The following is a 14,078-nucleotide window of genomic DNA, read 5'->3' as shown; positions in this document are numbered from 1 at the left end:
TCGTCTCTCAGTTCGCCAGGCCACGCGGCAAGGCCAGTTGCAGCAAGTTGGATTCAGTGGCGTGTTCGCGCCGTTGTTCGCCGCGCAAAGCGCCTTCACACAGCACCAGAATGCGATCGGAAACCCCCATCACCTCCATCAAGTCGCTGGACACCACAATCACCGCGATGCCGCTCGCCGCCAGGTCATGGATGATCTGGTAGATCTCCGACTTGGCGCCGATGTCGATGCCCCGCGTCGGCTCGTCCAGCAGCAGCACCTTCATCGGCATCGACAGCCAGCGGCCGAGAATGGCCTTCTGCTGATTGCCGCCGGACAGGTACATGATTTTCTGCGCAGCGCTCGGCGTCTTGACCTTCATCCCGCGGATTTGCTGCTCGGCGTTGCCCTGCTCCCAGCCCTCGCGCAGCAGCCAGCCGAACCGGGAATGGGCGCCGCGTGCGCTGATGTTGATGTTCTCGGCGACGCTGGCCAGCGGGATGATGCCCTCCTTCTTGCGGTCCTCCGGGCACAGCAGTACGCCGGCGGCGATAGCGTCGCGCGGCGAGCGCAATTGCAGCGCTTGCCCGCACAGTTCCAACTGCCCCGCCGTGGCGCGCTGCAAGCCGCTGAGCAGGCGAAACAGCTCGGTGCGCCCGGCGCCGACCAAGCCGAACAGGCCGAGGATCTCGCCCTTGCGCACCTCAAAGCTGACCGGTTCACGCAAGCCCGGGCCGAGCAAACCGTCGACCTTGAGCGCCACCTCGCCGTGTGCGCGCGGCCGATAGTCGTAAATGTCCTGGATATCGCGACCGACCATGCAGGTGACCAACTGGTCGTGACTCAGCGCACGCATGTCGTCGAAGGTACGCACGTAGCGGCCGTCCTTGAACACCGTGACCGCGTCGCAGATGCGGAACACTTCTTCCATGCGATGGGACACGTACAGCACCACTTTGCCCTCGTCGCGCAGGCGCGTGATGATCGCCATCAACCGGTCGATCTCACGGGCCGACAGGCTGCTGGTGGGTTCATCGAAGGCAATCACATGCGCGCCACGCGACAGCGCCTTGGCGATTTCCACCAGTTGGCGCTGGCCCAGGGACAGGCGCCCGAGCTTTTCCTGCGGGTCGATTTCATCGGCCAGGCCCTTGAGGCACGCCAGCGCCCGCTGGCGCAACTGGCTGCGGTTGACCACGCCGAAACGCGCCGGCAAATGCCCGAGGAACAGGTTCTCGGCGACGCTCATTTCCGGCACCAGATGCAGCTCCTGGTGGATCACCGCGACGCCGCTGGCAATGCTGTCGGCCGCGCATTTGAAGGCCATCGTCTGCGCGCCGATCTGCACGCTGCCGCTGCTCGGGACGTAGGCGCCGCCGAGGATCTTCAGCAGCGTCGACTTGCCCGCGCCGTTCTCGCCCATCAACGCGTGTACCTGCCCCGGGTGGGCGGTGAAACTGATGCTGTCCAGCGCCTTGACCCCGGGGAAGGTTTTGCCGATGCCGTCAAAGCGCAGTGCCGCTGCGGTCATTTCCACAGCCCGATCTTGGTCAGTTCTTCCTGGAAGTTGGCGCGGGTAATCAGCGTCACTTCGTCCATCGCGGTGTACTTCGGCGGTTCCTTACCGGTGGTGACCCACTCGTACATCATCAGCGCGGTGTTGTAGCCCTCGATGTGCGGGCTGGGCAGCATCGAACCGAAGAAGCCGCTGTTGGCTTTCTTCAACTCGCCGATGGCGTCGGTGCCGTTGATGCCGATGCCGATCACGTTGGCGGCTTTGAAGCCGGCGCTTTCGGTGGCGCGCACGCCGCCGAGCACGGTGTTGTCGTTCATGCCGCCGATGATCAGGTTCTTCGCGCCGCTGGGCAGCTTGACCAGCGCCGAGTTGGTGGCGTCCATGCTGCCGGGCACGTCGAGGGTCTTGAGCGCGGCGGTGAGGATATGGTCTTTGGGGATGCCGGCTTCTTCGAGGGATTTGATCGAACCGTCGGTGCGTTTTTTACCGGTGTCGAGCTCGTTGAAGGTGTTGATCACCGCGTAGGTGTCCTTCCAGTCCCAACCGCGCTTCTTCGCCTCGGCGGCCATCGCCGCGCCTTGCTTCTGACCGACTTCGAACGCGGCCATGCCCAGGTACGGCACGTCTTCCATGAAATTGCCCTTGGCGTCGACGAAACGATCATCCACGGCCATGACTTTCAAGCCGTTGACCTTGGCCTTGGCGACAATGGCCGGGCCGAGGGACACGTCCGGCGGGCAGATCACAAAGCCCTTGGCGCCGTTGGCGGCCAGGCTGTCGATGGCCGAGAGGGTCTTCTCACCGTCGGGCACGGCGATCTTGATCACAGTGAAACCATGTTCCTTGCCGGCTTTTTCGGCGAAGGCCCATTCGGTCTGGAACCAGGGTTCTTCGGCTTGTTTGACCAGGAAGCCGATTTTTACTGCTTCAGCGGCCAGCGACAGCCCACTCAAGCTGATGGCCGAGACCGCCACAGCGGCGCAGCACAAGGAACGGATAGCACGACGACGATTCATACGGTTGACTCCTTATTGTTGTTTTCTTTTTTTGTAGGAGCGAGCTTGCTCGCGAAAAGCCTGAGAGCGCCGCGTGCATTCAGGATGCGCGCGTCATCGTTAACGTTTTTCGCGAGCAAGCTCGCTCCTACAGGGGTAAAGCGGTGAAGCGGTATAGCGTTTAGCCGGCAAAGCGGTGACACGGTTTGCCGGGCACATCGACCTCCATGGCCAACACCGCACCGTCCAAGGGGTGATCCAAGGGGCTGGCGGCGCTGGTGATGTACAGGGTGGTGAGGTCGGGCCCGCCGAACACGCAACTGGTGGGGCGGCTGACGGGCAGTTCGACGATGCGATCGACTTCACCGTCCGGCGTCAGGCGCAGCAGGCAACTGCCGTTCCAGCGCGCGTTCCAGATGTAGCCCTGACTGTCCATCGCCGACCCGTCCGGCCCGCCGCGCCCATGCGGGCCGAACCAGGGCTGGGCGGGGTCGAGTTGGCCGTTCGCTTGGATCGCATGCCGATACAGCGTGCCGTCGAGGCTGTCGCCGAAATGCACCTGGCGGCCGTCGTCGCTCCACAGCAAGGTGTTGGGAATGCCCAGGCCGTGCAGCAACGGCGTGACCCGCGCATCGGCATCCACACGAAACAGCCCGCCGGAACGTCGTGTAACGGGCAGGTCTTCGCCGTGCTCGCCGATGTTGTTCTGCATGGTGCCCAGCCACAGGCGGCCCTGGGCGTCGCAGCGCGCTTCATTGCCACGGTTGCCCGCGTGCGGGTCGGCCACGCAGAACAGGCTCAAGGCGGCGCTCGCCAGGTCCAGTCGGTAGACGCCGCTGCTCAAGGTCACCAGCGCATCGCCGCGTTCACACGGGATAAACGCGGACACATGCTCCGGCAACCGCCAGGCCTGCAACTGCCCGTCCAGCAGGCGCAGCGCCTGTTTGCCAGCGATGTCGACCCAATACAGGGCCTGGGTGGGCACGTCCCAGAACGGGCCCTCCCCCAGTTGCGCACGGTGTGCGCTGACGGCGTGAAACGACATGTTGCCTCCTGGATTGTTATTGTTCTCAGGTGCGCGTTACAGCGAGTCGCGTGACGGAGTGCCATCCACCAGGCGCTGGATACGCAACGGGTTGGCGTTTTTCAACGCGTCGGGCAGCAGGCTGTCCGGGTAGTTCTGGAAACACACCGGGCGCAGGAAGCGGTCGATGGCCAGGCTGCCGACCGAGGTGCCACGCGCATCCGACGTCGCCGGGTACGGCCCGCCATGCACCATCGCATCGCAGACTTCCACGCCGGTCGGGTAACCGTTGAGCAGGATACGCCCGACTTTCTGCTCCAGCAGCGGCGTGAGTTCGGCGAATTGTTGCAGGTCGGCCGGCTCGCCGATGATCGTCGCCGTGAGCTGGCCGTGCAGGCCATGCAAGGCGGCGCTGAGCTGGGCCTGGTCGGCGACTTCGACGAACACCGTGGTGGGGCCGAACACTTCCTCTTGCAGCACTTCATCGCCGTCGATCAGCAGGCTGACATCGGCCTTGAACAACTGCGGCCGCGCCTGATGCCCGGCTTGAGCCTGACCGGCCAGGTGTTGGATGCCGGGGTGCGCCAGCAGTTTTTGCAGGCCCTTGTCATAGCTGCTCAAGGTGCCGGCATTGAGCATGGTCTGCGCCGGCTGATCGCCGATCAGTTGCGCGACCTGTTGGGTGAACGCACTGAAGGCCGGCGACGCGAGGCCGATCACCAGACCGGGGTTGGTACAGAACTGGCCGCAGCCTTGCACCACCGAGGCAGTCAGCTCGCGTGCCACGGTTTCGGCCCGCGCCTGCAGGGCCTGGGGCAACACGATGACCGGGTTGATGCTCGACATCTCGGCGAATACCGGGATCGGCTGCGGACGCGCCGCCGCCATGTCGCACAGGGCGCGCCCGCCCTTGAGCGAACCGGTAAAGCCGACCGCCTGGATCGCCGGGTGCTTGACCAGCGCTTCACCGACACCGCCACCAAAGATCATGTTGAACACGCCCGCCGGCATCTCGGTGGTCTCGGCCGCGCGAATGATCGCATCGGCGACACGCTCGGCCGTGACCATATGCCCACTGTGGGCCTTGAACACCACCGGGCAGCCGGCCGCCAGCGCAGCGGCGGTATCCCCGCCCGCCGTGGAAAACGCCAGGGGGAAGTTGCTCGCGCCAAACACGGCGACCGGGCCCAGGCCGATGCGGTACTGACGCAGGTCCGGGCGTGGCAGGGGCTGGCGGTCCGGCAGGGCCTTGTCGATGCGCGCACCGTAGAAATCGCCGCGACGCAAGACGTTGGCGAACAGACGCATCTGCCCACTGGTGCGCCCGCGTTCGCCCTTGATTCGCGCGGCGGGCAGCGCGGTTTCGCGGCACACCAGGTCGATGAAGTTATCGCTCAGGGCATCCAGCTCGTCGGCGATCGCGTCGAGGAACTGCGCACGCCGCGCGGCACTCAAGACGCGGTAGGCCGGGTAAGCCGCCGCGGCAGCCTGGGCGGCGGCGTCGACTTCTTGCGGGGTCGCCTGGTAAAAATCCTGGGGCAAGGCTTCGCCGGTCGCAGCATCCATGCTCTGGAGCTTGACGCTGCCGTTGGCGCTGCGCTGGCCGCCGATGTAGTTGTGACCAAGGAACTGGGGCATGTGGCTCTCCTTTAAAGGGTGATGACGTCGCCGGGTTCGAAGACGGCGTCGGCACTGCCGACACGATTGACCAGCGGAGCACCGAACTCGGCCTGGCTGATCTCGAACACATCGCCCGGTTGAGTACGTATACCGTCGGCGAATGACAGGGTGGCGGTGCCGAAGAAATGAATGTGTACATCGCCGGGTTTGAGGAACTGGCTGTACTTGAAGTGGTGGTACTCAAGGTTTTCCAGACTGTGGCACATATTGGCCTCGCCACTGAGGAACTCGTTCTGCCAGATCGCCTCGCCGTTACGCAGGATGCGGCTGGTGCCCGCAAGATGCCGGGGCAACTCGCCCACGCGCAACTCCGGGCCGTAGCTGCAACTGCGCAGTTTGGAATGGGCCAGGTACAGGTAGTTCTTGCGTTCCATCACGTGGTCGGAGAACTCGTTGCCCACCGCGAAACCCAGGCGATAGGGCTTGCGGTCGTGGCCGATCACATACAGCCCGCCGATCTCCGGCTCTTCGCCGGCGTCTTCGGCAAAGGGCGGCACCGGGAACGCCGCGCCGGGGCGCACCACGATACCGCCGTCGCCCTTGTAGAACCACTCCGGCTGCACGCCCGCCTGGCCGGCCGCTGGTTTGCCGCCTTCCACGCCCCACTTGAAGATACGCATGGTGTCGGTCAACGCGCTGTCGTCACCGGCCTGCTGGTGCATCTTGTCCCGCGCCGACGCGCTGCCCAGGTGGGTCAGGCCGGTGCCGCTGATCAGCATATGGGCCGGGTCCGGGTGGTCCAGCGGTGGCAGGATCTTCAGGGCGGCCAGCAGCTCGGCGTAATGATGACTGTCACCCAGGCCGAGGCTATGCACCTGCTGCACCAGGCCCACGCCGGCTTCGATCGCGGCCAGCGCCAACTCGCGCACACTGTGGGCGCTGAGCACTTCGCGCACCTGGCTGCCCTCCACCACACCGACCCGGCGCTCGCCGTTGGACACCTCGAACTGAACTAAACGCATGAAACTTCTCCTCGATTAAGTACGTGTGGCGCCACGGGCACTGGCGGCAAATTGCTCGGCAGGCAGCACATGCTTGCGCTCCAGCACGCGGTAGACCACGCCGGTCAAGACCAGCCCGAACACCATCACCAGGGACAAAAAGTACAAGCCCGAAGCCAGGTTGCCGGTGTATTCCTTGAGCGCGCCGATCACGAACGGGCCGATGTAGCCGCCGAGGTTGCCCACCGAGTTGATCAACGCAATGCCCGCTGCCGCACTGGCACCGGCGAAAAACCGCCCCGGCAGGGTCCAGAACACCGCCGTGCAGGAAAACAGTGCGAACGCCGCCAGGCACAGCGCGGCCATTTGCAGCACCGGCACACTCAGCCAGGCACTGCAGAACAGGCCGATGGCACCCAGTACATAGAGCACCGCCAGGTGGCCATAGCGGTCGTTCAAACGGTCGGAACTGCGCGGGATGATCAACAGCCCGACGATGCCGAAGATATACGGCACCGCCGACACAAAGCCGGTAACCAGGTCCGTGCCGCCGAACTGCTTGATCAGGGTCGGCAACCACAGGCCCAGGCCGTAGATGCTCAGGGTCACCGGCAGGTAGAACAGCGCCAGCAGCAACACGCGCTTGTCCTTGAGGGCGTGCAGTGGATTGCCGTGGCGGGTCTGGCCGTAGGCTTGCAGGTCCTTGGCCAGTTCGCCGGTGAGCCAGGTTTTTTCGTCCTCGCTCATCCAGTTGACCTGCTTGGGGCCGTCCGGCAGGTAGCGCAGCACCGGCCAGGTGAGCAGGAGCGCCGGGGTGCCGATGACGATGAACAGCCATTGCCAGCCGTGCAGGCCGAGGACGCCGTCCATGCCCAGCAGGCCGCCGGACACGGGGCCGGTGATCATCATCGCGATCGGCTGGGAGAGGATGAACAGCCCGAGGATCTTGCCGCGATGGCGCACCGGGAACCACTGGGTGATGTAGTACAGAACGCCGGGAAAGAACCCCGCCTCCGCCGCGCCGAGCAGAAAGCGCATCACATAGAAGCTGTGTGGCCCCTGCACGAACGCCATGCCGATGGTGATGGCGCCCCAGGTGAGCATGATGCGCGCGAACCAGCGCCGCGCGCCGAAGCGATCGAGCATCAGGTTGCTGGGGATCTCGAACAGGAAATAGCCAATGAAGAACAGACCCGCGCCCAAACCGTAGGCCGCATCACCGATGCCGACGTCGGCGCCCATGTGCAGCTTGGCGAAACCCACGGCGGAGCGGTCCACGTAGGCGATCAGGTACAGCAGGATGAGGAAGGGAATCAGTTTCAGCGTGATGCGCCGTATAAGCCGCAGTTCCTGGCTCATGGGGGTCGATCTCCGATTGTTGTTTTTATAGAAGCTCGGGGGACGCCTCTCGCGAAAATCCGCCAGGGCCATACCTCAGTTAAGCCAGACTATATAGTATGACTATTTGCAAAACAACTCTTCCAAAGCTTCGATTTTGCGCTTATGTTTAAGCACGCATAGAACATATAGTCATACAATAAGAGAAACCATCATGCCTGATAAAAAGCCCGGCCTACGCTCCGCCCAGTGGTTCGGTACCGCCGACAAGAACGGCTTCATGTACCGCAGCTGGATGAAGAACCAGGGCATCGCCGACCATCAGTTCCATGGCAAACCGATCATCGGTATCTGCAACACCTGGTCGGAATTGACGCCGTGCAACGCGCATTTCCGCCAGATCGCCGAGCACGTCAAACGCGGCGTGATCGAGGCCGGCGGCTTCCCCGTGGAATTCCCGGTGTTCTCCAATGGCGAATCGAACCTGCGCCCTACCGCCATGCTCACGCGCAACCTGGCGAGCATGGACGTGGAAGAAGCGATTCGCGGCAACCCCATCGACGGCGTGGTATTGCTGACCGGCTGCGACAAAACCACCCCGGCGCTGCTGATGGGCGCCGCCAGTTGCGACGTGCCGGCCATCGTGGTCACCGGCGGGCCGATGCTCAACGGCAAACACAAGGGCCAGGACATCGGCTCGGGCACGGTGGTGTGGCAGCTCAGCGAACAGGTCAAGGCCGGCACCATCAGCCTGGATGACTTCCTCGCGGCCGAGGGCGGCATGTCGCGTTCGGCGGGCACCTGCAACACCATGGGCACCGCGTCGACCATGGCCTGCATGGCCGAGGCACTCGGCACCTCCCTGCCCCACAACGCGGCGATCCCGGCAGTGGATGCACGGCGTTATGTGCTGGCGCATATGTCCGGCATGCGTGCGGTGGAGATGGTGCGCGAAGACTTGAAGCTGTCGAAGATCCTCACCAAGGAAGCCTTCGAAAACGCGATCCGCGTGAACGCGGCCATCGGCGGCTCGACCAATGCGGTGATCCACCTCAAAGCCATCGCCGGGCGCATCGGCGTGGAGCTGGACCTGGACGACTGGACGCGCATCGGGCGCGGCATGCCGACCATCGTCGACCTGCAACCGTCCGGGCGTTTCTTGATGGAAGAGTTCTACTACGCCGGTGGCCTGCCGGCAGTGCTGCGCCGGCTCGGTGAAGCCAACCTGATCCCGCACCCGAACGCCTTGACCGTCAACGGCAAGTCGCTGGGCGAGAACACCAAGGACTCGCCGATCTACGGCCAGGACGAAGTGATCCGCACCCTCGACAACCCGATTCGCGCCGACGGCGGCATCTGTGTGCTGCGCGGCAACCTGGCCCCGCTGGGCGCGGTGCTCAAGCCGTCGGCCGCCAGCGCGGAGCTGATGCAGCACCGTGGCAGGGCCGTGGTATTCGAGGATTTCGACATGTACAAGGCGCGCATCAACGATCCGGAACTGGAGGTGGACGCCCACTCGATCCTGGTCATGAAAAACTGTGGACCCAAGGGTTATCCGGGCATGGCCGAAGTCGGCAACATGGGCCTGCCCGCCAAGCTGCTGGCCCAGGGCGTGACCGACATGGTGCGGATTTCCGATGCGCGCATGAGCGGCACGGCGTATGGCACGGTGGTCTTGCACGTCGCACCGGAAGCCGCTGCCGGCGGGCCGTTGGCTGCGGTGCGCGAAGGCGACTGGATCGAACTCGACTGCGCCAATGGGCGCTTGCACCTGGACATCCCCGACGCCGAACTGGCGGCGCGCATGGCGGACCTGAAACCACCGCAGAAGCTGATCGTCGGCGGCTACCGCCAGCTGTACATCGACCATGTGCTGCAGGCGGACCAGGGCTGCGACTTCGATTTCCTGGTGGGTTGCCGCGGGGCCGAAGTCCCACGTCATTCCCACTAATTGGGATGCTATGATGCCGCCTATTTAGCCAGAGCATCCCTGTCGTTATGGATCACCAGCCGTCCAAGCCGCGCAAGAGCATGCATGCCCAGATCGTCCAGGACTTGGGCATGCACATCGTTTCCGGTCGCTTCAAACCAGAAGAACGACTGCCCATGGAGGCCACGCTGTGTGAGGAATACAAGGTCAGCCGCTCGGTATTGCGCGAGGCGACCCGAGTGCTCAGCGCCAAGGGCCTGGTGTATTCCAAGCCACGGGTAGGCGCGGTGGTGCGGCCGCGGGTGAAGTGGCACCTGCTCGACCCGGACGTACTGTCCTGGTTGATGCAGTCCACCCCCCATAGCGAGTTCTTCAACACCCTGGCCGGCGTGCGGCGCATCCTCGAACCGGAAATCGCCGCCATGGCCGCGACCACCGCGACCGCTGAAGACATCGCCACCATCGAAAAAGCCTACCTCGGCATGGAAACCGCGCAGACCCACGACGCGCTGCTACAGGCCGACCTGGACTTCCACCGTGCGATTGCCGACGCCACGCGCAACGACCTGCTGGCGTATATGTGCAACATGCTGTCGCTGCCGCTGCGCGAGTCGATCAACATCACCAACCGCCGCCCGGATATCCAGGGCCTGAGCCTGCCCCGGCACAAGGCGATCCTCACCGCGATCCAGAACCGCGATGCCCTCGGCGCCCGGCATGCCTCGCTGGTGCAACTGGACGACACGCGGGTGGCGCTGGATACGGTGATGAATGTGCTGACGCCGTTATAAGCCCCACCCTCGCTCGACAACCGTGAAGCTCGACGGCACCCGCAAGGCGGGGCGCAAGAACACTTTCTGTCAGCCCTGGAGATCAAATGTGGGAGATGTCGAGCCCCAGCGAGGCTTCGATGGCGGCGGGCCTGCCGGCATCGGTGTGACATCTCCCACAGGTCGGGCTGAGCGGCCGCCTCAGCGATAACGTTCCAACCAATAGGCATACGGCGCTGGCAAGGTCCAAGAGGCTTTCTCTACCCCCAGTTCCTTGGCGGCAAAGTACGCCCAATGCGGATCAGCCAGATGCGCGCGCCCCACCGAGACCAAATCCACCTGCCCAGCCTGCAACGCACCTTCCGCCAATTGCGGCGTGCCAAACCCCCAGGCCGAAGTGACCGGGATACCGGCTTCGCGACGCACGCGCTCAGCGATCGGCCCCAGGAACGCCGGGCCCCACGGGATCTGGGTGTCAGCAATGGTGAAGCCGACGCTGACGCTCAGCAGGTCGAGGCCACCGGCCTTGAAGCGACGGGCCAGTTCGATGGATTCGGTCAGCGTCTGCTCGTCACGGCCGTCGTATTCGATCACGCCGAAACGCGCGGTCAACGGCAGGTTTTCCGGCCAGACTTCGCGCACGGCGGCCAGGGTTTCCAGGAGGAAACGGCTGCGATTGTCGAAGCTGCCGCCGTAGGCGTCGGTGCGCTGGTTGGAATGTTCGGAGAAAAAACTCTGGCCCAGGTAGCCGTGGGCGAAGTGCAGTTCGATCCATTCAAAACCGGCGTCGCGGGCACGGCGGGCAGCGTCGACGAAGTCCTGGCGCACGCGGGCGATGTCGTCCAGGGTCATGGCGCGCGGCACGTTAGGCAGGTTGGCGCCGAACGCAATGGCCGAAGGCGCAATGGTTTCCCAGCTGCGCGCATCGGAAGCGGGGATATGGTCGTCGCCTTCCCATGGGCGGTTGGCACTGGCCTTGCGACCGGCGTGGGCGATCTGAATGCCTGGCACCGCGCCAGCAGCCTTGATGGCCTTGACCATCGGCACGAACGCCTGAGCGTGGGCATCGCTCCAGATACCCGCACAACCAGGAGTGATACGGCCTTCAGGGGACACCGCGGTGGCTTCGACCACCAGCAAACCGGCGCCGCCACGGGCCATGCTGGCCAGGTGAACGTGGTGCCAGTCGTTGACGATGCCGTCGTTGGCCATGTACTGGCACATCGGCGGGATCGCGATGCGGTTGCGCAAGGTCACGTCTTTGAGTTTGTAGGGTTCAAACAAGGCAGCCATCAGGCACCTCCAGGAGCGAGTGATTGATTCGATAGTTCGATGGTATTCGAACTATGGTATTCAACACCAGCCCTGTTATCATTTGTTTTATGCGAGCCTTCAAACACCCCGCCCTGCAAGACCTGACACTCGAACGCGTGCTCTACGCCTTGAGCGACCCGGTGCGCCTGGAAATCATCCGCTACCTGGCCGACGTGCCCGAGGCCACCTGCGGCGAACTGGACGGCGGACGGCCGAAATCCAGCATGTCTCACCACTTCCGCGTGCTGCGCGATGCCGGGCTGGTCCACACCCGCAGCGTCGGCACCACGCATCTGAATTCGTTGCGCGCGGATGTGCTTGAGGCGCGTTTTCCCGGGTTGCTGGCGAGTGTTTTGGCTCAGCGGTAAACGATAGGATCAGGACAGCGATCCGAGCGTATTACGTCACTGCTCTATTTTGCGGACGGGGGTGTATCGATCAGTTGTGCTCGATAGGTTTTGTAGATCTGTTGAACCTCAGGATCGTCCAGATTTTCGTAAGTTATCCCTTCTTTATCCAGGCCATCCAATCCCTTGATGCCACCTATCATGCCCGGCCATTCATCACGGTGGGCGATATCGACGACAAAGGGTTTCAAGTAATTATTCAGATGCCCCTTGAACGGTGCCCTGAGCTCTTCGCTAAGTGCCCGAAGATAATCGTCCTTGTTCGTTTTCGACCACTCAATAGCGAACTTGGCGCGATAACAAAGCTCCATGAAAACAAGCAGAATCGTGCGCCCATTACCATCAAGAAAAGGGTGCGCAAATGCTAGTTGCCCCATCACATTGCCAGGACGCTCTCTGAAGCGCTTCTTGTTCGACGCCAGTTCAAGCGCATAGTCAATGGAGCGCTTGATCGAGCCAGGATGTTCAAAGACAGTATGCCAAGGATCGTCGTGGGAACCCTTGAATACGGCAAGATGCGGCACCAGATCATTTCGATCTTTACCCGCCCAGTGATAGAAATCAGAAAACAAGATTTCGTGTACTTTGAGGACCGACTTGTAATCAATCGGTTTTTTCTTGGCAAAATAACCCAGTGCATCTTCCATGCTCAACTCAAAGGACAGATGCTCGGACTCCTTGACCTCCATAGGATCTTTAAGCTGTAACGCGTTTTGAAGATATCCAGCGGTATCAAAATCTCCGAAAGGATCAAAACTCATGCGCTGAGTTTCTTCTTGGCGCGGCGCTTCTCCTGAAGATAACTGCCTTGAAGTGCAAGGGTTTCCGACTTGCTCAAAATACCCTTGCGCTTAAGGTTGACCAATAACTGTTCCACGCCATCCAATTCGACCGCATCACCAGCCAGTCCGGTGATGGCAACCGCCATTCGGCTGATGCTGTCACGTTCAGCGGTGACATGATGCGCTTTAGCCAGCCTGCGCACTTTGCTGGCAATACTGACATCGGTTGTACTCGTCATTTGGAATCCCTCTGTTAGCTTTTCGAGCATAGCATGGTGGTGGTCCTTGCTCTCTACCCAGCTCGACGGGCGCAATCATTGATTTGATCCGGTGTACCGCCCTCCTTCACCGAACCTTTCACGGCAAACCAACGTCCGAGCTTAGGCACTGTTGCTTACCGCTCGCCGCGAGGTCTCCGTTTGGAAGCCGCCATCGTCAAAAAATACCGCCTGATCATCAAAACCATGGGCTATGTCGGTTGGGCCCTGTTCTGGCTGTTGCTGTGGGACGTCGCCGTCACCGTGGACTTCATGCTGTTTCTCACCACCAAGATCAACCTGCCGCTGATGCCGCTGACCTTACTCGGTTCAGCGCTGGTGGTGCTGATCAGTTTTCGTAACAGCAGCGCCTACAACCGCTGGTGGGAAGCGCGCACCTTATGGGGCGCGATGGTCAACAATTCGCGCAGTTTCGCGCGGCAGGTGCTGACGCTATTGGATGACCTCGGCAACGACGTGAACCCGGTAAAGGCCACCCTGTTGCGCCGCCATGTGGCCTATGTGAACTGCCTGGCCGCCCATCTCAAGGGCCGGCCGTGCCCGGACGAGGTGCGGGCATTTATTCCGGCCGAGGAATTTGCGCGCAACGGCGCCACCAACAATTTCGCCAATGACATCCTCACCGGCTCGGCGGCGCTGTTGGCCAGGGAATACAAGGCCGGGCACCTGGACAGCATCCGCCTGGCGCGGCTGGAGTCGACGCTGGTGGATTTGTCCAACGCCCAGGGCGGCATGGAACGCATCGCCAATACCCCGCTGCCCTACCCTTACGTGTACTTCCCGCGCCTGTTCATTTCGTTGTTCTGCCTGATCGTGCCGGTGGGCCTGGTCGAATCCCTGGGCTGGTTCACCCCGCTGGCCTCCACGGTGGTGGGCTTCATGCTGCTGGCCATCGAGCGCATCGGCACCGACCTGCAAAGCCCGTTTCACTCCAGCGAACATCAGATCCAGATGGAAACCATCTGCGAAACCATCGAGAACAACCTGCAGTCGATGCAGCGCGATGCGCTGGGCGGCAACCGTATCGGCTGAACGCCTCCACGGCCTCAAGTGCGTGCCCCGACGGTCGATATAAGGGGTACGCATGGGCGCACCCCTCATAACAATACATGCGACGCTACTGT

General features: G+C 62.7%; 13 protein-coding genes. 4 read left to right on the top strand and 9 right to left on the bottom strand.

Annotated elements, in window-relative coordinates; translation table 11 throughout:
* Positions 1-7: 7 nt before the first annotated feature.
* From araG to RGV59_RS17785, 6 genes are all read right to left on the bottom strand, one after another.
* Positions 8-1,510 (bottom strand): L-arabinose ABC transporter ATP-binding protein AraG, encoded by a 1,503-nt coding sequence (araG, locus tag RGV59_RS17815; protein WP_126587407.1) that lies wholly within the window; start codon positions 1,508-1,510, stop codon positions 8-10.
* Complete coding sequence (locus tag RGV59_RS17810; protein WP_090234820.1) at positions 1,507-2,511, bottom strand: substrate-binding domain-containing protein; 1,005 nt, start codon at positions 2,509-2,511, stop codon at positions 1,507-1,509. Before RGV59_RS17810 ends, araG begins: the two co-directional genes overlap by 4 nt.
* A gap of 160 nt (positions 2,512-2,671) precedes the next feature.
* Positions 2,672-3,535: an SMP-30/gluconolactonase/LRE family protein gene (locus tag RGV59_RS17800; RefSeq protein WP_046383883.1), complete on the bottom strand. Its 864-nt coding sequence runs from the start codon at positions 3,533-3,535 to the stop codon at positions 2,672-2,674.
* A 36-nt stretch (positions 3,536-3,571) separates the two neighbouring features.
* The gene (locus RGV59_RS17795) at positions 3,572-5,152 is read right to left on the bottom strand and encodes an aldehyde dehydrogenase (NADP(+)) (RefSeq protein WP_126587221.1); all 1,581 of its coding nucleotides are present in this window, start codon (positions 5,150-5,152) and stop codon (positions 3,572-3,574) included.
* An 11-nt stretch (positions 5,153-5,163) separates the two neighbouring features.
* Complete coding sequence (gene araD1, locus RGV59_RS17790) at positions 5,164-6,156, bottom strand: AraD1 family protein (protein WP_126587220.1); 993 nt, start codon at positions 6,154-6,156, stop codon at positions 5,164-5,166.
* Positions 6,157-6,171: 15 nt separating this feature from the next.
* Positions 6,172-7,494: an MFS transporter gene (locus RGV59_RS17785; RefSeq protein ID WP_017847889.1), complete on the bottom strand. Its 1,323-nt coding sequence runs from the start codon at positions 7,492-7,494 to the stop codon at positions 6,172-6,174.
* 193 nt (positions 7,495-7,687) lie between these two features.
* On the opposite strand from RGV59_RS17785, the gene RGV59_RS17780 reads away from it, so the two are divergent.
* Positions 7,688-9,424 (top strand): IlvD/Edd family dehydratase, encoded by a 1,737-nt coding sequence (locus RGV59_RS17780; protein WP_017847890.1) that lies wholly within the window; start codon positions 7,688-7,690, stop codon positions 9,422-9,424.
* A 47-nt stretch (positions 9,425-9,471) separates the two neighbouring features.
* On the top strand, positions 9,472-10,194 hold the full coding sequence (locus RGV59_RS17775) for a FadR/GntR family transcriptional regulator (RefSeq protein ID WP_017847891.1): 723 nt from the start codon (positions 9,472-9,474) through the stop codon (positions 10,192-10,194).
* Positions 10,195-10,374: 180 nt separating this feature from the next.
* Here the strand turns inward: RGV59_RS17775 and RGV59_RS17770 are convergent, their stop codons facing one another.
* Positions 10,375-11,466 (bottom strand): NADH:flavin oxidoreductase/NADH oxidase, encoded by a 1,092-nt coding sequence (locus RGV59_RS17770; protein WP_017847892.1) that lies wholly within the window; start codon positions 11,464-11,466, stop codon positions 10,375-10,377.
* Positions 11,467-11,555: 89 nt separating this feature from the next.
* Here RGV59_RS17770 and RGV59_RS17765 point away from each other — a divergent pair, with 89 nt between their 5' ends.
* Complete coding sequence (locus RGV59_RS17765; RefSeq protein WP_032804674.1) at positions 11,556-11,855, top strand: ArsR/SmtB family transcription factor; 300 nt, start codon at positions 11,556-11,558, stop codon at positions 11,853-11,855.
* Positions 11,856-11,899: 44 nt separating this feature from the next.
* Here the strand turns inward: RGV59_RS17765 and RGV59_RS17760 are convergent, their stop codons facing one another.
* Together RGV59_RS17760 and RGV59_RS17755 are read right to left on the bottom strand one after the other, a co-directional pair.
* Positions 11,900-12,655: a Fic/DOC family protein gene (locus RGV59_RS17760; protein ID WP_126587219.1), complete on the bottom strand. Its 756-nt coding sequence runs from the start codon at positions 12,653-12,655 to the stop codon at positions 11,900-11,902.
* The gene (locus RGV59_RS17755; protein WP_017847895.1) at positions 12,652-12,915 is read right to left on the bottom strand and encodes a hypothetical protein; all 264 of its coding nucleotides are present in this window, start codon (positions 12,913-12,915) and stop codon (positions 12,652-12,654) included. The genes RGV59_RS17760 and RGV59_RS17755 overlap by 4 nt, the downstream gene beginning before the upstream one ends.
* 180 nt (positions 12,916-13,095) lie before the next feature.
* Between RGV59_RS17755 and RGV59_RS17750 the strand changes: the two genes are divergently transcribed.
* Positions 13,096-13,986 (top strand): bestrophin family protein, encoded by an 891-nt coding sequence (locus tag RGV59_RS17750; protein ID WP_126587218.1) that lies wholly within the window; start codon positions 13,096-13,098, stop codon positions 13,984-13,986.
* Positions 13,987-14,078: the final 92 nt, after the last annotated feature.

This window comes from Pseudomonas sp. FG1 (genome assembly GCF_034313875.1).
GTDB classification, from domain to species: Bacteria; Pseudomonadota; Gammaproteobacteria; order Pseudomonadales; family Pseudomonadaceae; genus Aquipseudomonas; species Aquipseudomonas veronii.
Note: the sequence above shows the minus strand (reverse complement) of the source record. Positions and strands in the feature narration are given on the sequence as shown.